The 20,273-nt window shown below is 71.8% G+C and carries 14 protein-coding genes; 12 read left to right on the top strand and 2 right to left on the bottom strand.

Translation table 11 applies throughout. From position 1 onward, the window contains the following. Positions 1-14: 14 nt before the first annotated feature. Positions 15-398: a 50S ribosomal protein L7/L12 gene (gene rplL, locus EDF64_RS03785; RefSeq protein WP_133518754.1), complete on the top strand. Its 384-nt coding sequence runs from the start codon at positions 15-17 to the stop codon at positions 396-398. 272 nt (positions 399-670) lie between these two features. Next, positions 671-1,588, top strand: a complete 918-nt coding sequence (locus EDF64_RS03780) for a hypothetical protein (RefSeq protein ID WP_133518753.1) — start codon at positions 671-673, stop codon at positions 1,586-1,588. Between the two features lie 200 nt (positions 1,589-1,788). On the opposite strand, the gene EDF64_RS03775 is transcribed toward EDF64_RS03780, so the two are convergent. Then, positions 1,789-3,213: an amino acid permease gene (locus tag EDF64_RS03775; RefSeq protein ID WP_133518752.1), complete on the bottom strand. Its 1,425-nt coding sequence runs from the start codon at positions 3,211-3,213 to the stop codon at positions 1,789-1,791. 109 nt (positions 3,214-3,322) lie between these two features. Here EDF64_RS03775 and EDF64_RS03770 point away from each other — a divergent pair, with 109 nt between their 5' ends. The 8 genes from EDF64_RS03770 (at position 3,323) to EDF64_RS03735 (ending at position 16,027) form a co-directional block, all read left to right on the top strand. Then, positions 3,323-5,215, top strand: a complete 1,893-nt coding sequence (locus EDF64_RS03770) for an ABC transporter ATP-binding protein (protein WP_432207012.1) — start codon at positions 3,323-3,325, stop codon at positions 5,213-5,215. 250 nt (positions 5,216-5,465) lie between these two features. Further along, positions 5,466-7,691 (top strand): adenylate/guanylate cyclase domain-containing protein, encoded by a 2,226-nt coding sequence (locus EDF64_RS03765; protein ID WP_133518751.1) that lies wholly within the window; start codon positions 5,466-5,468, stop codon positions 7,689-7,691. Next, positions 7,688-9,121: a mechanosensitive ion channel domain-containing protein gene (locus EDF64_RS03760; protein WP_133518750.1), complete on the top strand. Its 1,434-nt coding sequence runs from the start codon at positions 7,688-7,690 to the stop codon at positions 9,119-9,121. Before EDF64_RS03765 ends, EDF64_RS03760 begins: the two co-directional genes overlap by 4 nt. A gap of 9 nt (positions 9,122-9,130) precedes the next feature. Beyond that, the gene (locus EDF64_RS03755; RefSeq protein WP_133518749.1) at positions 9,131-10,495 is read left to right on the top strand and encodes a cystathionine beta-synthase; all 1,365 of its coding nucleotides are present in this window, start codon (positions 9,131-9,133) and stop codon (positions 10,493-10,495) included. Positions 10,496-10,535: 40 nt separating this feature from the next. Beyond that, entirely contained in the window at positions 10,536-11,681 is a 1,146-nt protein-coding gene (locus EDF64_RS03750; protein ID WP_133518748.1) for a cystathionine gamma-synthase, read from the top strand. A 36-nt stretch (positions 11,682-11,717) separates the two neighbouring features. After that, the gene (locus EDF64_RS03745) at positions 11,718-13,115 is read left to right on the top strand and encodes an MFS transporter (protein ID WP_133518747.1); all 1,398 of its coding nucleotides are present in this window, start codon (positions 11,718-11,720) and stop codon (positions 13,113-13,115) included. Between the two features lie 34 nt (positions 13,116-13,149). Next, a complete protein-coding gene (locus tag EDF64_RS03740; RefSeq protein WP_133518746.1) occupies positions 13,150-13,719 on the top strand; it encodes a hypothetical protein in 570 nt (189 codons plus the stop codon). Positions 13,720-14,014: 295 nt separating this feature from the next. Continuing rightward, positions 14,015-16,027 carry a S53 family peptidase gene (locus EDF64_RS03735; protein ID WP_243736234.1) on the top strand — a complete coding sequence of 671 codons (2,013 nt, stop codon included), beginning with the start codon at positions 14,015-14,017 and terminating at the stop codon, positions 16,025-16,027. Positions 16,028-16,132: 105 nt separating this feature from the next. Here EDF64_RS03735 and EDF64_RS03730 read toward each other — a convergent pair whose 3' ends face one another. Continuing rightward, on the bottom strand, positions 16,133-16,714 hold the full coding sequence (locus EDF64_RS03730) for a TetR/AcrR family transcriptional regulator (RefSeq protein WP_166645587.1): 582 nt from the start codon (positions 16,712-16,714) through the stop codon (positions 16,133-16,135). 230 nt (positions 16,715-16,944) lie between these two features. Here EDF64_RS03730 and EDF64_RS03725 point away from each other — a divergent pair, with 230 nt between their 5' ends. Together EDF64_RS03725 and EDF64_RS03720 are read left to right on the top strand one after the other, a co-directional pair. Then, complete coding sequence (locus EDF64_RS03725; protein WP_133518743.1) at positions 16,945-18,201, top strand: multidrug effflux MFS transporter; 1,257 nt, start codon at positions 16,945-16,947, stop codon at positions 18,199-18,201. Positions 18,202-18,290: 89 nt separating this feature from the next. Beyond that, entirely contained in the window at positions 18,291-20,255 is a 1,965-nt protein-coding gene (locus EDF64_RS03720) for a helicase HerA-like domain-containing protein (RefSeq protein WP_133518742.1), read from the top strand. Positions 20,256-20,273 lie beyond the last annotated feature (18 nt).

Raw genomic sequence — 20,273 nt, 5'->3', positions numbered from 1 at the left:
AGTAGGAGAAAATCATGGCGAAGCTTTCGCAGGACGAGCTCATCGAGGCCTTCAAGGAGCTCACGCTCATCGAGCTCTCGGACTTCGTGAAGAAGTTCGAAGAGGTCTTCGAGGTCACCGCGGCCGCCCCGGTCGCCGCTGCCGCCCCGGCCGCTGCCGGTGCCCCGGCCGAGGCCGCTGAGGAGAAGACCGAGTTCGACGTCGTCCTCAAGTCCGCTGGTGACAAGAAGATCCAGGTCATCAAGGAGGTCCGTGGCCTGACGTCGCTCGGCCTCGGTGAGGCCAAGGCGCTCGTCGAGACCGCTGACGCCAAGATCCTCGAGGGTGTCAACAAGGAGACGGCCGACAAGGCGAAGGAGGCCCTCGAGGCCGCCGGCGCCACGATCGAGCTCGCGTAAGTAGCTCCTTTCGCGCGAAGGCCGCTGCCCCTCCGGGGGTGGCGGCCTTCGTCGTGTGCGGGGCGCCGGCCGGCCCTTCTGTCGCTTTCGCGAAAGCGACAGATAACCCCGGAACGACGGCAGCCTTCTGTCGCTTCGGTGCCCCTGAAGGCGCCTACTTCCGGAGATACGTCGCTTTGGCAGCGCCGCACGACGGCCTGGAGGCACGGGGGTTGTCCACAGATCGCCGAACGTCGCCGACATTGGTTTGCGCTGGGCGACAGAGTGCTGCCATGCATCCCGCCAACTCCATCGCGCTGTTCCGGACGAACCGTCTCGACCGCGCGGCCGCACGACAGCTGCAGCGCCGCAAGCTGGCCGGCGAACTCGTCCGCGTACGCCACGGTGTCTACGTCGAACGGTCGGGATGGGACGCGCTCGACGGCCGGAGCCGACACCTCGTCCGCATGCGGGCCGCGCTCCCGTTGCTCCGCCGAGGCGCTGTGTGGTCGCTCGACTCGGCGGCTGCGATCCTCGGGGCTCCTCGTCTCGACCCGTGGCCGGAGCGCGTCCACGCGATCCTGCCCGGGTTGGAGCACGATCTCCGACGCGCCGGGCTGACGATGCACGCCGGGTCGCCGGTCGTCTCGGAGCGGCGATTCCACGGTGTCGAGTTCACCTCGCTCGCACAGACGACGATCGAGCTCGCCCGACGGGGATCACTGTCCGCGGCGGTCGTCTGGCTGGACCACGCGCTCCGCAGCGGTGTCCGGCACGAGGACCTCGAGTGCCTGGCGATCGCTGCCGGTCCATGGGGCGCGGTCCGCCTGGAGCACGCGTTGGAGATCTGCGATGCTCGCCGCGAGTCGGTGGGCGAGTCCTACTTCGCAGCCCGGGCGGCGGAACTCGGGTGCCCGGACATGGAACCGCAGCACGAGTTCGTCGGCGTTGACGGCGCCGTCGACCGGGTCGACTTCTGGCTCCCGCGGCAGGGCATCGTGATCGAGTTCGACGGTCGGCAGAAGTACGAGGACCCGGCGATGCTGCACGGCCGCAGCGGCGCCGAAGCCGTGTGGGTCGAGAAGCAGCGCGAAGACCGGATCCGGAGCCGTCGGGAGGTCAACGGTTTCGTGCGTGTGCACTGGGCACACTGTGCCGATCCGGAGCGCCTTCGTGAGCATCTCCGGCAGCACGGTGTCCCGTGTCGGTGAGGAGGGGGCGCCCCGCGCGTTCCCCGGCCGACTCGCTGCAGCGACAGATCTCGCGGAACCGGCCCCGTTCCTCCCGGCAAAGCGACAGTTGTGCGCGGGAGTTCCGGGGCCAACTGTCGCTTTCGCGAAACCGGGACGGACGGCGAGGGACGGGGCGGGCCGGGCGCGGGGGCGGGCGCGGGCGTGCGGGCGCGGGCGCGTCAGCGCAGCGTGCTGTGGCGGCGGCCGTAGGCCAGGTAGAGCGCGGCGCCAGCGACCATCCAGATGCCGAAGGCGATCCAGGTCCCGATGCCGAGGAACACCGCGAGGAGCACGCAGCAGAGCGCGCCGACGATCGGCACGACGGGGAACAGCGGCACGCGGTAGGAGCGCTCGAGTCCGGGCTGGGTGCGCCGGAGCACGATGACGGAGACGTTGACGAGGGCGAACGCCACGAGGGTGCCGATGCTCGTCGCGTCGGCGAGCTCGCCGAGCGGTACGAGTGCGGCGACCACGGTGACCACGAGCCCGATGATGAGGGTGTTCCAGATCGGCGTGCCGGTGCGGCGCGACACCTTGCCGAAGACCCTCGGCACGAGGCCGTCCCGCGCCATGGTCAGCAGGATGCGGGTCTGCCCGTAGAGCACGGTGAGGACGACGCTGGCGATCGCGACGACGGCGCCGATCGAGAACACGAGCGCCACGACGGGCTGGCCGGTGACGTCGACGACGATGCGCACGAGCGAGGCCTCGGACGACGAGAACTCCGTCCACGGCCGAGCTCCGATCGCGGCGATCGCGACCAGGATGTAGAGCGTGGTGATCAGCGCGATCGACCCGATGATGGCGCGGGGGAGGTCGCGGCGGGGGTTCTTCGCCTCTTCGCCCGCGGTGGACGCGGCGTCGAACCCGATGTACGAGAAGAACAGGCGCGACGCCGCGGCCGTGACCCCGGCGGCGCCCATCGGCGCGAGCGGTTCGAAGTTCTGCGTCTGGAACGCCGAGAACGCGACCACGACGAAGAACACGAGCAGGGCGATCTTCACGAGCACCATGACGGTGTTCACCCAGGCGCTCTCCCGCGCGCCGGGCAGCAGGATCGCGGTCGCGAGGAGCACCAGGACCGCGGCCGGCAGGTTCACCACGCCGCCGTCACCAGGAGGCGCCGACAGTGCGGCGGGCAGGTGCAGCCCGAACACCCGGAGGGTCTCGTCGACGTACTCGCTCGCGCCGACCGCGACGGCGGCGACCGACACGGCGTACTCGAGCACGAGGCACCAGCCGCACACCCAGGCGATGCCCTCGCCCATCGTGGCGTAGGTGTACGAGTAGCTCGACCCGGACGTCGGCACCGCTCCGGCCATCTCGGCGTAGGAGAGTGCGGACAGCAGGGCGGCGATCCCGGCGACCACGAACGAGATCCACACGGCGGGTCCGGCGAGCGGCACGGCGGTGCCGAGGACGACCAGGATCCCGGTGCCGAGCGTCGCCCCGACGCTGATCATCGTCAGGTGCCAGACCCCGAGCGAGCGCCGGAGCGGCTCGCCGTCCACCCCCGCCGAGGCCTCGGCCTGCAGCTGCTCGATCGGCTTGCGGCGGGCGAGCTGCGTGCGGAGGGACGTGGGGCGGGTGGACGCGGACGTCATGGGACCTCGAGTGGTGCGGGGATGGGGACGGGAAATGGTCGCATGCCCCCTGAACAGGGTCAAATGAGCCGGGACCGCCGATGTCCCACCCCGGGGCTAGGTTGGCTCCATGAGCATGCACGGCGGCGGGATGCGCGGCGGCGGCGGTGGTGGTGGCCGCGGTGGCGGCCGCATCTCGAGCGGCGACTTCGCGGCACAGAAGGCCGCCAATGCCGAGGCGCCACGGATCCCGAACCTCGTCAAGCGCATCTCCGGGCTGTTCGTGCCGCACCGGAAGGCGATCATGCTGACCGTGGTGCTCGTCCTGGTGGGCGCCGCGATCTCGGTCATCCCGCCGCTCCTGACGCAGAAGGCCTTCGACCTCGGGCTCTTCCCGAAGTCCGGCGGCCCGAACCTGCCGGTGCTCTACGAGCTCGTCGGCGCCATGGTCGCGCTGTGGATCGCGAGCGCCGGGGTCGGCGTGTGGCAGACATACCTCACCGCGACGGTCGGCAACAAGGTCATGGGCTCGATGCGCATGCGGCTGTTCGGGCACCTGCAGCGGATGGAGCTCGCGTTCTTCACCCGCACGAAGACCGGCGTCATCCAGTCGCGGTTGCAGAACGACGTCGGCGGGGTCGCGAGCGTCCTGAACAACACCATCTCGTCCGTGCTCGGCAACACCGTCACGGTGATCGCCGCCGTGGTCGCGATGCTGCTGCTGAGCTGGCAGATGACCCTGGTGGCGGTCGTCCTGCTGCCGCTCCTCGTCATCGCGCAGCGCCGCGTCGGACAGGTCCGCGCGCGCATCGCCGGCGAGACGCAGGAGTCGCTGTCGGACATGACCGCGATCACGCAAGAGGCGCTGAGCGTCTCCGGCATCCTCCTCGCGAAGAGCTTCAACCAGCAGCGCAGCGAGACCCAGCGGTACGGCGCCGAGAACCGGAACCAGATCCGGCTGCAGGTCCGCCAGCAGATGTCCGGGCAGTGGTTCTTCGCGATCGTGCAGATCTTCCTGTCGATCATCCCGGCGATCATCTACGTCGTCGCCGCGTTCCTCATCATCGGCGACGTCCCGATCACCGCGGGCACGATCGTGGCGTTCACGACCGTGCAGTCGCGGCTGCTGTTCCCGACCGTCGGGCTCCTCCGCGTGGTGCTCGACCTGCAGACCTCCGGTGCGCTGTTCGCCCGCATCTTCGAGTACATGGACCTGCAGCCGGCGATCACGGACTCGCCGACCGCGAAGCCGGTGGACGAGTCCCGCGTCGGACACGTGGCGTTCGACGACGTCACGTTCACCTACCCCGACGGCGAGGCGGACAAGCCGACCCTCCGCGGGGTGTCGTTCGAGCTGCAGCCCGGCCAGTTCGCGGCGTTCGTCGGCCCGTCCGGCGCGGGCAAGACCACGGTGTCGTACCTGGTGCCGCGGCTGTACGAGGCGACGGCGGGGTCGGTCCGGTTCGCGGGGCAGGACGTCCGGGACATCGTGCACGAGGACCTCATGCGCCACGTCGGCATCGTCTCCCAGGAGACCTACCTCTTCCACGCCACGATCGGCGACAACCTGCGCTACGCGAAGCCGGACGCCACCGACGAGGAGCTCGAGCAGGCGGCACGGGCGGCCAACATCCACGAGACGATCGCGTCGTTCCCGGACGGCTACGACACCGTCGTGGGGGAGCGCGGGTACCGACTGTCCGGCGGCGAGAAGCAGCGCATCGCGATCGCGCGGGTGCTGCTGAAGGACCCGCCGGTGCTCGTCCTCGACGAGGCCACGAGTGCGCTCGACTCCATCTCGGAGCGCGTGGTGCAGACGGCGCTCGACACCGCGGCGGCGGGGCGGACGACGATCTCGATCGCGCACCGGCTGTCGACGATCCGCGACGCGGACGTCATCTTCGTCCTCGACCACGGCCAGATCGTCGAGCAGGGCAGTCACGAGGAACTGCTCGGCCGCGACGGCATCTACGCGATGCTGCACCGCCAGCAGAACGCCCCGGCGGACGCACTCGGCAGCTGACGCAGCGCGCGGCGCGGCGCGACGCACGAGCGCGTCCCGACGCGCGAGCGCCAGCGGCGCACGACGCGCGAGCGGCTCACGTCCCGACGCACCACGTGCCGGCCTGGAGGCGCGGGTCGGCGCCGCCACGCGCCTCCAGACCGGCACGAAAACGGCACCGACGATGACGCGAGCGGTGCCGGAGTGGTACGAGTTGTCCAGAGAGCGCGAACACGATCGCGAGCACCCCGTGCCCTGAGCGGAGTCCGAAGTGACAGCTGTCCCACCGTCCGACCCCATCCCTCCCACGGGCCCGGCGAGCCCCGGCGCTCCTCGCGTCGTCGACGACGCGCCGCGGCGGAGGGGGAAGTTCCGTGCGTTCCTCACGAGCGGGAGCCTGGACATCCAGTCGAAGCTCCTCGTGATGCTCCTGGCCGTGAGCATCATCGCCGCCCTGGTGGTGGGCGTGGTCGGGTACCTCAACGGCCGAGCCTCGCTCGAGAACGCCGCCTTCAACCAGGTGACGTCCCTCCGCGAGAGCCGCACGACCGAGCTGAAGCGCTCGTTCGGCCAGTTCACCCAGACCGTGGTGGCGCAGACCCGCAACGCGAGCGTGATCGGCGCGACGAAGGCGTTCGAGTCCGGGTGGGACGAGCTGCAGTCGCGTCCGGTGTCGGACGACGACCACGCGAAGGTGGACGCCTGGTACCGGGACAGCTTCGTGCCGCAGCTCGACGAGCGGAGCGGCGGGTCGGCGAACCCGGACCAGTTCGCCCCGACCGAGGACCCGCAGGCGTACCTGCAGGCGCGGTACACGGCGCCGTTCACCGACTACGACAAGGCGATCGAGCAGGACGACGCCGGGGACGGCAGCGCGTGGTCGAAGGCGCACGCCGAGTACCAGTCGTACTTCCAGCAGGCCGTCGAGTCCGCCGGGTACGAGGACCTGCTCCTGATGAACACCGACGGCGACGTCGTGTACTCGGCGTACTCGGGCGCCGACCTCGGCACGAACCTCGACGACGGCCCGTACCGCGACTCGAACCTGGCGACCGGCTACGAGCAGGCGCTGCAGCTGACGAGCGCCGACGACTTCGTGGTGACGGACTTCGCCCGGTACGTGCCGAGCCTCAACGTGCCGACGCTCTGGGTGATGTCCCCGGTGGGCGAGGACGGCAAGATCATCGGCGTGATGGCGGTCCAGGTGCCGATCGACCTCATCAACCAGGTGATGACGGGCAACGAGCAGTGGAAGGACGACGGCCTCGGCGACTCCGGGGAGTCCTACCTGGTCGGCGACGACGGCCTGATGCGGTCGTACCCGCGCCAGCTGCTCCAGCACCCGGAGCAGTACCGGCGCGACGTCGTCTCGGCCGGCACGGCCCCCGCGACGGCGAAGCGCGAGGTGGCCGTCAAGGGCTCGGTCCTGCTGCAGGAGGTGAACACCACACCGGTCAGCCGGGCGCTGCAGGGCAAGACCGGCACGATGATCTCGACCGACTACCGGGGCAAGGAGGTGCTGTCCGCCTACGCCCCGCTCGAGGTCGACGGGCTGCGCTGGGTGGTGGTCGCGCAGATGGACTCGTCGGAGGCGTTCGCGCCGGTGAACGACTTCGCCCGGAACATCGGTCTCGCGCTGGTCGGCATCATCGTCCTCGTCAGCCTGCTGTCCCTGCTGCTCGCGCAGGTGTTCGTCCGACCGATCCGGCGGCTGCAGACCGCGGTGAACCGGGTGAGCTCGGGTGACCTCGGGGTCGAGGTGCAGACGAAGGCCGGCGACGAGATCGGCGACCTCGGCCTGGCGTTCAACGACATGAGCCGGAGTCTGCAGGTGAAGCAGGACCTCCTCGACGAGCAGCGCCGGCAGAACGACACGCTGCTGCTGACCCTGATGCCGGAGGAGGTCGCCCGTCGCTACAAGCAGGGCGACGAGACGATCGCCGCGGACCACCAGGACGTCGCGGTCGTGTACGCCGACATCACCGGCTTCGACGAGTTCGCGGCGGACCTGACGGCGGAGGAGTCGCTGTCGCTCGTCAACGACGTCTGGCGCTCCCTCGACGAGGCCGCCGGCCGGCACGGCATCGAACGGGTCCGCACGACCCGCAGCGGCTACCTCGCCAGCTGCGGGCTGAGCGTGCCGCGGGTGGACAACGTGCGCCGGGTCGTCGACTGGGCGGAGGAGGCGCAGGGCGTGCTCGAACGCTTCAACGCGCAGCACGGCGCGAAGATCGGTCTGCGTGCCGGGATCGACACCGGGCAGGTCACGAGCGGGCTCGTCGGCCGGTCGAGCATCGTCTACGACATGTGGGGCGACGCCGTCAGCCTGGCGTACCGGGTGCAGGGCATCGCGCCGGCGCCGGGCGTCTACGCGACGCAGCGGGTGGTCGACAAGCTCGGTGACCGGGCCGGCGTGCAGGACGCCGGCGAGGTGCAGACCCAGGCCGGTCCGCAGCGGATCTGGAAGCTCGAGCGCACCTCGGGGGCGGCGTCGTGACCGCGTTCTGGGAGCAGGCGTGGTTCTGGCCGGCGATCAGCGTGATCGTCGGGCTGCCGCTCGTGCTGCTGGTCCTGACCGAGCTGCAGTCGAACCTGGAGCGTCGCGGCAACCCGATGCACAAGGTCGTGGGGCTGCTCCGGAACGCCGTCGTGCCGATCATCGCGATCCTCGTCCTGTCCGTCCAGGTGACCGACGCGGTGGACCCGGGCAAGCCGGTGGTGAACCAGGTCATCGGCACGGTGCTCGGCTTCCTCATCATCGTGTTCGTGCTGAACGGCCTCAACATCGTGCTGTTCACGAACGCCCGGAAGGGCAGCTGGCGCGAGAAGATCCCGTCGATCTTCGTGGACATCGCCCGCATCGTGCTCATCGCGCTCGGGCTGGCGCTCGTGTTCAAGATCGTGTGGGGTGCCGACGTCGGGGGGATCTTCACCGCCCTCGGCGTCGGGTCGCTCGTCATCGGCCTCGCGCTGCAGTCCGCGGTCGGCCCGGTCATCGCCGGCCTGTTCCTGCTCTTCGAGCAGCCGTTCCGGTTGGGTGACTGGCTGGACACCGGCGGGGTGCGGGGCCGGGTCGTCGAGGTGAACTGGCGGTCGGTGCACATCGACACGGGCGCCGGGATCCTGATCATGCCGAACTCGTCGCTGGCCGGGGCGTCGTTCACGAACCTCAGCCGGACGGGAGGCACGTTCCCGGTCACGACGGATGTCACGTTCACGACGGACGACCCACCGGCGGCCGTGGTCGCGCTGCTCCAGCGGGTCGCGTCCGGCCTGCCGCAGCGGTACCCGGGCACGCAGCCGGTGGCGGTCCCGACGGGCGGCGCCGGGTACTCGCTGGCGTTCGAGGTCCGGGGTCCGTCGCAGGAGGGCGACGCGCTCGCCCAGTTCCGGATGTGGCTCTGGTACGCGGCGCGGCGCGCCGGCCTGGGGCTGGACGGCGACACCACCGACGACTTCGTCACCGACGAACGGCGCGACGCCGCGATCGAGACGATCGCCGCGACCCTGTACCTGACCGGCGACGACGTGGCGGCCCTCGCGCCGGTCACCCGGCTGGAGCGCTACGCGGCGGGGGAGACGATCCTCACCGCCGGCACGGTGCCGGACGCGGTCCGCTTCGTGCTGTCGGGGAGCGTCGACCTGCGGGTTCCGTTCGAGGACGCCGAGCTGCCCACGACCCGCGTCGAGGCCGGCGACTACGTCGGGCAGACGGCGTTGACCCGGGAGGCGCTGCTCACGACCGCGCACGCCCTCACCGAGGTCGCGGTGCTGGTCGTGCCCGCCACGGCGCTCGACCAGATCGTCCGGGGGACCCCGGCGCTGGCGCGGGACATGGGCGACGTCATCGACCGGCGGCGGCAGGAGGTGTCGGCCGCAGTGTCCGCACACGTCGCATCCCAGCCGCGGACGGTGTCCGCCGCCTAGGATCGACGGGTGCGTTACGCGAACTCCGTCATCGACCTCGTCGGCGACACTCCGCTCGTCAAGCTCAACCGGGTGACCGAGGGGGTGCGCGCGACCGTGCTCGTCAAGGTCGAGTACCTCAACCCCGGTGGGTCCTCGAAGGACCGCATCGCCACCCGGATCATCGACGCGGCCGAGGCCTCCGGTGAACTCGGCCCCGGCGGCACCATCGTCGAGCCGACCTCCGGCAACACCGGCGTCGGGCTCGCGCTCGTCGCCCAGCAGCGCGGCTATCGGTGCGTGTTCGTGCTGCCGGACAAGGTCGGCGAGGACAAGCGGAACGTGCTCACGGCGTACGGTGCCGAGATCGTCGTGACGCCCACCGCGGTGCCCCCGGAGCACCCCGAGTCCTACTACTCGGTGTCCGACCGGCTCGTCCGCGAGATCCCCGGGGCGTACAAGCCGAACCAGTACGCGAACCCGAACGGCCCGCGCAGCCACTACGAGACCACCGGTCCGGAGATCTGGCGCGACACCGAGGAGCGCATCACGCACTTCGTGGCGGGCGTCGGCACGGGCGGGACCATCTCCGGCACGGGTCGCTTCCTGAAGGAGGCGTCCGACGGCCGCGTCCGGATCGTCGGCGCCGACCCCGAGGGGTCCGTCTACTCCGGCGGGACCGGTCGCCCGTACCTGGTCGAGGGCGTCGGTGAGGACTTCTGGCCCGCCGCGTACGACGCGGGCGTGCCGGACGAGATCATCGCCGTGTCGGACGCCGACTCGTTCGCGATGACCCGGCGGCTCGCGCGTGAGGAAGGGCTGCTCGTCGGCGGCTCGAGCGGCATGGCCGTCGTCGCCGCGCTCCGCGCCGCCCGCGACCTCACCGAGGACGACGTGGTCGTGGTGCTCCTGCCGGACGGCGGACGCGGCTACCTCGGCAAGATCTTCAACGACCGGTGGATGCGCTCGTACGGCTTCGCCGAGACGGACGACGAACGGACCGTCGGCTCGCTCATCGCGGGCAAGGACGGCCGACTGCCGGACCTCGTGCACGCGCACCCGTCCGACACCGTGCGCGAGGTCGTCGACATCATGACGAAGTACGGCGTCTCGCAGATGCCCGTGCTGAGCGCCGAGCCGCCGGTCGTCATCGGCGAGGTCGCCGGCGCGGTCGAGGAGAAGGCCCTGCTCGAGCAGGTCTTCACCGGTGCCGCGAAGATGGCGGACGCCCTGTCCGGCTTCGTCGGCGAACCGCTGCCGCTCATCGGCGTCGGCGAATCCGTGTCGGCCGCGCGCCGGGCGCTCGAGTCCGTCGACGCGCTGCTCGTCGTCGCGGACGGCAAGCCCGTCACGGTCCTCACCCGCCACGACCTCCTCACCTACCTGTCCGAGTGACCGGTCGCCCGACCGCTCCCGAGTAAGGAACCCGCCCCGCATGACCGAGTTCAGCACCCGCGCCATCCACGCCGGCCAAGAGCCGGACGGCCCCACCGGAGCCGTCATCCCGCCGATCCACCTCACGTCGACGTACGTGCAGGACGGCATCGGCGGCATGCGGAACGGCTACGAGTACTCGCGGGCGGGCAACCCGACGCGCGACTCGCTGCAGACGCTCCTGGCCGACCTCGACGGCGGCGTCGCCGCGTACTCGTTCGCGTCCGGCCTCGCGGCGGAGGACGCCCTGCTCCGTGCCGTGCTCGCCCCGGGAGCCCGCGTCGTGATGGGCAACGACGTCTACGGCGGCACGCACCGCCTGGTCAGCCGGCTGCACGTGCCGTGGGGCGTCGAGCTCCTCGTCGTGGACATGAGCGAGCTCGACCAGGTGCGCGCCGCGCTCGAGGGTGCTCCGGCGCAGACGGTGCTCTGGGTGGAGACCCCGACGAACCCGCTCATGAAGATCGCCGACATCGCCGCCCTCGCGACCCTCGGGCACGAGGCCGGCGCGCTCGTCGTCGTCGACAACACCTTCGCCTCGCCGGCCCTGCAGCAACCGCTGTCGCTCGGGGCCGACGTGGTCGTGTACTCGACGACGAAGTACCTCGGTGGCCACTCGGACGTCGTGGGCGGTGCCGTGGTGCTCGCCGACGAGGAGCTCGCGGCGAAGGTGCAGTTCCTGCAGTTCGGCGCCGGGGCGATCTCGTCGCCGTTCGACGCGTTCCTCACCACCCGCGGCATCAAGACGCTCGCGGTCCGGATGGAGCGGCACTCGCAGAACGCCCAGGCCGTCGCCGAGGCACTCGTCGCCGCGCCGGGCGTCGAGCGCGTCTACTACCCGGGGCTCTCCGACCACCCGGGGCACGAGATCGCGGCCCGGCAGATGCGGGGCTTCGGCGGGATGCTCTCGGTTGCGCTGTCCGGCGGGCCGTCGGCGGCGCGGCGGTTCGCCGAGTCGACCGAGCTGTTCGCGCTCGCGGAGTCGCTCGGCGGCGTCGAGTCGCTCATCGGGTACCCGTCCGAGATGACGCACGCGTCGGTGAAGGGCACCGAGCTGGCCGTGCCGGAGAACGTCGTCCGGCTGTCGGTCGGCATCGAGGACGCCGGCGACCTGGTCGCAGACCTGCAGCAGGCGCTCGCCCGCTGACCCACCGACGTCGTGGGCTCGCCCTACGATGATCGGGTGAGCATCGCGGCGACGAGGACGAGTCTGTTCAGCGGACCGTACGCCCTCGCCACCGTCGGCATGGTCGCGATCGTCGCCGTCGCCGCGTTCCAGAACCTGGCGATGACGACCGTCATGCCGGAGATCAGCCGCGACCTCGACGGTGAGACCCTCTACGCGCTCGCGTTCGCGGCGCCCCTGGCGGCCGGCGTGCCCGGGATGGTGCTCGCCGGCAACTGGACGGACCGGGCCGGTGGCCGGGTCGTGGCCTGGGTGTCCGCCGCCCTGTTCGCCGTCGGGACCGCGGTGGTGATGCTCGCGCCGACGATGGAGGTCTTCCTCGCCGGACGCCTGGTGGAGGGCTTCGGCGCCGGCGCGATCGACGTCGTCCTCTACGTGCTCGTCGCCCGCATCTTCCCCGCCGAGCTGCACGGCCCGGTGTTCGCCGGGTTCGCCGCCGCCTGGGTGGTCCCGGCACTCGTCGGTCCGGCCCTGGCGGGCATCGTCACCGACGTCTGGAACTGGCACTGGGTCTTCGCCGGGGCGCTCGTGATCGCGGTCGGGGCCTTCACCCTGCTCGTCCCGACCCTCGGTCGCCTGCACCCGCCGGCGGCGTCGCTCCGACCGCCGTGGCAGCGCGCCCGCATCGGGTGGTCGGTGGCCGCCGCGGTCGCGATCCTGCTGCTCAACATCGCACCGGACCTCGGCGCCTGGGCCCGGGTGGCGGCCGTCGTGGTCGGGCTCGTGGGCACCTGGTTCGCCCTGCGTCCGCTGCTGCCCACCGGGACCTTCCGCGCCGCTCCGGGCCTGCCGTCGGTGGTCCTGCTCCGGGGGCTCGTCGCGGCCGCGTTCTTCGGCAGCGAGGCGTACGTGCCGTTCCTGCTGCAGGCGAAGGACGGTCTCTCGGCATCGGCCGCCGGGCTGGCGCTCACCGTCGCGGCGCTGAGCTGGGCGGGCGCGTCCTGGGTGCACGGCCGGCTGGGGGAGACCCGGCTCACCGCCGCCCGGACGTTCGGCGTCGGCCTGGCGCTCGTCCTCGTCAGCCTGCTCACCGCGCTCGCCGTGGCCTCCCTGGCCCTGCCGTGGTGGCTGCTCGTCGTCGGGTGGTTCGTGGGCGGTGCCGGCATGGGCGCGATCTACCCGCGGACCTCGATGCTCACGCTGCGGTTCTCCCGCGAGGGCGACGACGGCTTCGCGAGCTCGGCCCTGACCATCGCCGACGCCTCGGGCAGCGTCATCGGCCTGGCCGTCACCGGCCTGCTGTTCATCGGCACCGGCGGCGCCGCGGGCACGGTGTCGTTCCCGCTCGTCTTCGCGGGGATGGTCGTCATCGCCGTCCTGGCGATCGCCGCGGTCCGCCGGCTCGGGCCGGTGCCGACGCCGGTGTCCGCATCGGCGACCGGCGGGACCGGGTAGCGTGGCACACCGATCGACCGTTGGAGGATCCGTCGTGCTCCGCTCCGTGGCCGCCGTCGTGGCGGTGTGCTCGATGCTCGTGCTGGCCGGGTGCCAGGGCACGACGTCGGACGCGCCCACCCCGGTCGAGAGCTCGGACCTGACGAGTTCGGACGGCGGGTTCGACCAGCACGCCGTCGTCGGTGTCGTGCTGCTGCCCGCCGCGGCCACGCCGGGCCCCACCTCCGGCGGCGTCGCGCTGCCGGACCGGTTCGAGCGGGACCTGACCTCGGCCGGGTTCCAGCCCGACGTCCGGGTGGCCGGCGCGACGGACCCGGCCGGCGACCAGCGTGCCGCGCTCCGGGCACTCGTCCGAGCCGGTGCGAAGGTGGTCCTGGTCGAGGCCGCCGATCCGTCCGCGCTGAGCGGTGAGATCCAGGTCGCGCACGACGCCGGCGCCGTCGTGGTCGCGCTCGGTGACCCGTTGCCCGCGTCGGGGACCGGTGGTGACGGCGTCGCCTCGGACTACCGGGTGCAGGGCACCGACTCGGACGCGGCGCTGGTCGGCAAGTCCGTCGCCGTCGTCGAGTCGCTGCAGCGGGGCCAGAAACCCGCGACGGACTGACCGCGGGCCGCAGCGCCATACGCAACACCGACCCGCCGCGCGCAACACCGACCCGCCGGTTCAGGGCAGGGACCCAGCACGCCGGGGCCGATCCCCGCAACGACGGGGCGGAACGGCTGAGGGGAGCGACAGCTTCGCCCCCCGGACGGGTGACATGGTTCGTCGGTGGAACCACCGACTGTCCGAGCGATCCCGCCACTCATTACAGTCACCTCACCGCAGCCCACGAAAGCGCTGGGAACGGACCGCGTCAGCGACCCGCGACCACGATGGGCTCCCGTCGAGAGGACCCGAAGTGCAACGACGCCCACCGACCCCCGGTCGGACCACCCCCTCCACGAGCCGGTCGCGCACCACCGCGATCGCCCTCACCACCGCCGCGTGCACGATCGGTGCGGTGCTCTTCGCCGCCGGTCCGGCCGACGCCGCGACCCGCCAGGTCCTGCCGGACTCGACCCCGGCCTGGGCCACGAGCGCGAACGACGCCGGCACCGTCGCGGCCACCACCGACGTCGAGGGCGAGGTCTACCTGCCGCTGCAGAACCAGCGCGGCGCCGAGGCCCTCGCGACCGCCGTGTCGACCCCGGGGAACGCCCGGTACCGCAAGCCGCTCAGCCCGGCTGCGTGGATCAAGCAGTACGCCCCGACGAAGGCCGACGCCGACCAGGTGACCGGGTTCCTCCGGGCGCAGGGGCTCAGCATCACGGCGGTGCCGGCGAGCCACGAGTTCGTCGTGTTCCGCGGCCCGGCATCGGTCGTGAACTCGGTGCTCGGCACCTCGCTGCACTCCTACCGGCACGCCGGTCGCACCCTCGTCGCACCGTCGACCGCCCCGACGCTCCCGGCTGCCGTCGCCGGCCTCGTCAGCGGCGTCAGCGTCGACCAGGGCCGGCTCCTGACCCACCCCGAGCTCGTCCAGCAGGGGGAGACCCCCGCGTCGTCGACCCCCACCCGCTCGCTCCGCCAGCAGGCGACGGCCCCGACCGGCATCCAGGCGAAGTGCTCCCAGTACGACGGCGAGCACACCGCGACGGTCCCGGCGGCCTACGGGAAGACGAGCGTGCACACCTTCGCGTGCGGCTACGTCCCGAAGCAGATCCGCTCGGCCTACGGCGTCGACGGACTGGCCGCGAAGGGGATCCAGGGCCAGGGCCAGACCGTGGCGATCATCGACGCGTACGCCTCGCCGTCGATCATCCACGACACGAACAGCTACTCGGCGCAGAACGGCGAGCCGGCGCTGACCAGCGCGACCTTCGCCCAGCGCATCCCGTCGCCGGCGCAGTTCACCGACCAGGTGCTCTGCCAGCAGCCGAGCGGGTGGCAGGGCGAGGAGACCCTCGACGTGCAGTCCGTGCACGCCGTCGCCCCGGCCGCGAAGATCCTCTACGTCGGCGGCACGAACTGCGGTGGCGGTCTCGACGTCGCGATGTCGAAGGTCCTCGACCAGGGCCTCGCGAACCTCGTCAGCAACAGCTACGGCGACGTCGGGGAGAACGTCCCGCTGGCCAGCATCCGTGGTCAGGAGAACCTGCACATCCAGGCCGCCGGCGAGGGCATCGGCCTGTACTTCTCGAGCGGTGACAACGGCGACGAGTCGGCAGCGCTCGGCAGTGCCCAGCCGGACTTCCCGGCGTCCAGCCCGTGGGTGACCTCGGTCGGCGGCACGAGCCTCGGCATCGGCAAGGACGGCCGCAAGACGTTCGAGACCGGGTGGGGCGACGTGCTCGACCAGATCGTCAGCAGCGACCGCGGCAACGTGTACTCGACGCCGCTCCCCGGTGGCCTGGCCGGTGGTGGTGCCGGCGGTGGCCGGAGCACGCTCTTCGACCAGCCGGCCTACCAGAAGGGCATCGTCCCGGCGTCGCTCGCCGGTGGCAAGCGCGTCTCGCCGGACCTCGCGGCCCTCGCGGACCCGTACACCGGGTTCTCGATCGGGATCCGTCCGATCACGGACGACTCCACGCTCGCCGTCGGGGACTTCGTGAACGAGACCTACGGTGGCACCTCGCTCGCGTCGCCGCTGACCGCGGCCCTGTCCGCGCTCGTCCAGCAGTCGACGCACACGCGGCTCGGCTTCGCGAACCCGACGCTGTACGCGACGGACCGCGTCGCGCCGACGGCGTTCACCGACGTGCGGCCGCCGAAGGCGCCGATCGCCCTGGCCTACACGAGCGCGACGTCCGGCAAGGACTTCCTGGTCACGCTCGACCACGACACGTCGCTCACCACCGCCAAGGGGTACGACGACGTCACGGGGCTCGGCGCGGTCTCCTTCACCGGCATGACCCAGGTCGCGCGCCGGTAAGCGGACGCGACCCAGGACGGACGGGAGGCACGGTGCCAGCTGGCACCGTGCCTCCCGTCCGTCACGTGGTGCGTCCGGAGCCGCAGCCCGGTCGGTCCGACCGGCTCAGCGCCACCAGGACGGGAACGACAGCACGATCGTGTCGACGAGCGCCTTGCGGGCCCGGCGCGGACCGGCCAGCCAGGCCTCGATCGCGCCGACGAAGCCCTGCGCCACGAACCCGGCGGCGACGTCGTCGAGGAGCTCCGGACGGTCGACGGTGTCGAGCGAGCGGATGTGCTGCGCGCTCGAGACCGTGAAGTGGTCGACGAGCAGCCGGTGCAGCGAGGCGTCCTCGGGGTCGGGCAGGGCCTTCGCGTAGATGTCGCGGTGGGTCACCACGTGCTCGACGACGGCGTTGATCCCGCGCCGGGTGATGGCGGCGAGTTCATCGACCCCGGCACCGCGGTCGGCTGCGGCGCGGCGGGCCTCGGCGTCGTCCTCGCGGATGCGGTCGAGCTCGGGCGTCAGGACGTCGGCGAGCAGCGATCCGGGGGAGACCGCGTGCGAGTAGAAGGTCGCGCGGTTGATGCCGGCGGCGCGGGTGACGTCGGCCACGGTGATCCGGGACACGGGTCGGTCCGCCGCGAGCCGCATGATCGCTTCGCGGAGCGCCGCGGTCGTGTGCAGGATCCGGGCATCCACCATGACGCCCACCCCCTTCTGATCCGGTTCCGCCCGGCTTCCCGGGCAACCCGACGCTATCGCATGGCCCGCGCCGAGACCCTCCCCCGAGTGCGGGGACACGCTGGAATCGCACAGCGCGGTCATCGAGAGCGCTCACCTGACCCGTAGGATGGTTCCGCGGACGAATCGATTCGATTCGATCGACCCCGCGATCACTTCCCGTTCCCCTCACCGCCGAAGGACTCCTGCTCGTGACCGCGCCCGCCACCACCGGTTCGCTCCGGGTCGTCCTGCACCCCGGAGACTCCCTCTCCCGCAGGCAGCGACTCGTCTACGTCTTCGTCCTGGGCGCCCTCACCGCGCTCGGGCCGTTCACCATCGACCTCTACCTGCCGGCGTTCCCGTCCATCAAGGACCAGTTCGGCATCACCGACGGTGCGGTCCAGCTCACGCTGACGGCGACGACGCTCGGCTTCGCGATCGGACAGCTGCTCGTCGGCCCGTGGAGCGACAAGGTGGGCCGTCGCCTGCCGCTCATCATCGCGACGTCCGTGCACGTCGGCGCCTCGGTCGGTGCCGCCCTGGCGCCGAACGTCGAGGTCCTCGCGCTCTTCCGCGTCCTGCAGGGGATGGGGGCGTCCGCCGGTGGTGTCGTCGCGATGGCGACCGTCCGCGACCTCTTCGGCGGCAAGCCGCTCGTGCGCATGCTGTCGCGCCTGGCGATGGTGAACGGCCTCGCACCGATCCTCGCGCCGCTCATCGGGTCGCAGATGCTCCGATTCGTGAGCTGGCACGGCGTCTTCGTGTTCCTCGCCTGCTACGGCGCCGCCGTCGTCCTCGCCGCGGTGCTCCTCATCGTCGAGACGCTCCCGCCGGCCCGTCGGCACGAGTCCGGCCACTCCACGATGCGCCAGCGCTACAAGGCGCTCTTCTCGGACCGCATCTTCGTGGGGGTCGCCCTGATCGGCGCGATGGTGTTCAGCGGTCTGTTCTCGTACCTCAGCGCGTCGCCGTTCCTGTTCCAGGGCCTCTACGGACTCGACGCGCAGCAGTACGGGCTGCTCTTCGCGGTGAACTCGGTCGGCGTCGTGGTCGGGGTGCAGGTGTCGGCGCGGTTGGCGCAGCGCGTCGGTCCGCAGTGGATCCTGGCGTGCTCGACCGCGACCCTGCTCCTGGCCGCGGTGGCGATCATGGTGCTCGACCAGGCCGGAGCCGGTCTCGTCGGGGTGCTCGTGCCGCTCTGGTTCTTCATCGCGGCGTGCGGGTTCTCGTTCCCGCTCGTGCAGGTCATCGGCCTCGCGGCCCACGGCAAGGAAGCGGGGACCGCCGCGTCGGTGCTCGGTGCGCTGAACTTCGGCGTCGCCGGCATCATCTCGCCGATCGTCGGCTGGATCGGCATCACGACCGCCACACCGATGGCCGCCGTGATGGCGTGCACGTCGGCGGTCGCGATCGCGATCCTGTGGGGAGTCGTCCGACCGCGAACCGTCCCGGCCCTCACGCACTGACGGTCCGGGTCCGCGAGCACCGAGGGTCTCGGCCGTCGAGCACGGACGAATCCGTTCCGTCCCGGGCCTCGCGTCCATAGGCTGAGGCCATGAGCGACGCGGTGGACCAGGCCCGAGCGGCAGCAGCGGCGGCGCGGGCCGCCGCTGACGAGGCACGACGACTGGCCGACGAGGCGGCCGCGCGGGCCGAGGAGCTCGCCGCCGCACTCGAGGCCGCCGCAGCCCCGACTCCCGCTGCGGAGCCCGCGCCGACCGCGGCGGCCGCGACCACGGCCGTCGACGCGACCACGTCGGTGGCGGGGGCGGTGCCGTCGACCGGCGCCGTGCCTCCAGGCGGGCCGCTCGACGCGGCGGCGGTGACCGCGATCCGCGACGGGTACGCGATCGAGGGGAGCGCGTTGCAGCTCGGCGCCCTGGTGAACGGGGAGGCGCTGCCCGACGTGCAGGTCCGCATCCCGCTCGGCATGCTCAACCGGCACGGCCTCGTCGCGGGGGCGACCGGCACCGGCAAGACCCGCACGCTGCAGGTCCTGGCCGAGCAGATCGCGGCCAACGGCGTGCCCGTGTTCGCCGCCGACGTCAAGGGCGACCTGTCCGGCCTCGCGGTGGCCGGGCAGGCGAACGACAAGCTCACCGCCCGGACGGCCGGCATCGGACAGGCGTGGCAGGGTGTGGCCAGCGAGGCCGAGTTCTACTCGCTCGGCGGGCAGGGGACCGGCGTGCCGATCCGGGCCAGCGTCTCCGGGTTCGGGCCGCTGCTGCTGTCCAAGGTGCTCGGCCTGAACGAGACGCAGGAGTCCTCGCTCGGCCTCGTGTTCCACTACGCCGAACGCGCCGGGCTGCCGCTCGTCGACCTGTCCGACCTCAGGAGCGTGCTGACCTTCCTCGTGAGCGACGCGGGCAAGGGCGAACTCGCCGAGCTCGGCGGCCTGTCGAAGCAGACGGCCGGGGTCATCCTCCGCGAACTCATCACCTTCGCCGACGCCGGAGCCGACCAGTTCTTCGGCGAGCCCGAGATCGACACGCAGGTGTTCCTCCGGACCGCCGCCGACGGCCGCGGCATCGTCAGCCTGCTCGAGGTGCCCGGCGTGCAGGACCAGCCCGAGGTCTTCTCCACGTTCCTGATGTGGCTGCTCGCCGATCTGTTCAACGAGCTGCCGGAGGTCGGCGACCAGGACAAGCCGAAGCTCGTCTTCTTCTTCGACGAGGCACACCTGCTGTTCAACGGGGCGTCGAAGGACTTCACCGACCAGATCATCCGGACCGTCCGGCTCATCCGGTCGAAGGGCGTCGGTGTCTTCTTCGTGACGCAGACGCCGAAGGACGTGCCGAACGACGTGCTCGCGCAGCTCGGGTCCCGCATCCAGCACCAGCTCCGCGCGCACACCCCCGACGACGCCAAGGCACTCCGCGCCACCGTGTCGACGTACCCGACCAGCGACTACGACCTGGGGGAGGTCCTCACCTCCCTGGCCACCGGCGAGGCGATCGTCACCGTGATGAACGAGAAGGGCGCACCGACACCCGTCGCCTGGACCCGGCTCCGCGCCCCCGAGGGGTCGATGGACGCGATGCCCGCCGCCGAGATGACGGCGCGCGTGCAGGCGTCACCGCTCCTGGCGACCTACGGCACCCGCCTCGACCCGGACTCTGCGTACGAGATGCTCGCGCGCCGGATGGAGGCGGCGGCAGCCGAGGCCGCTGCAGCGGAGGAGCACGCGGAAGCGGCCACCCGGGCGGCGGAGGCCGAGCGGGACGCAGCGCGTGCCACCGCGGCTGCTGCGAAGGAAGCGGCCGCCGTCGAGAAGCAGGAGGCACGCGAGCGGGCCGCGGCGCAGAAGGAGTACGAGCGGGCACAGCGGGAGTTCGAGCGGGCCGAGCGCGCGGCCGACGCCCGGCGGACGAAGCGGACGACGTCGCGGGCGTCGACGCGGACGACGGCCTCGCGGAAGGCGAACGACCCGCTGTCCGACCTGCTCGGGTCGGGGCTCGGCGGCACGATCGCCAAGGAGGTCGTGCAGGGGATCTTCTCGACGCTGCGCCGGCGGCGTTGAGCGGGCCGGCCCGACGGC

The organism is Curtobacterium flaccumfaciens, from assembly GCF_004361695.1.
In the GTDB taxonomy this organism is placed as follows: domain Bacteria; phylum Actinomycetota; class Actinomycetes; order Actinomycetales; family Microbacteriaceae; genus Curtobacterium; species Curtobacterium flaccumfaciens_B.
Note: the sequence above shows the minus strand (reverse complement) of the source record. Positions and strands in the feature narration are given on the sequence as shown.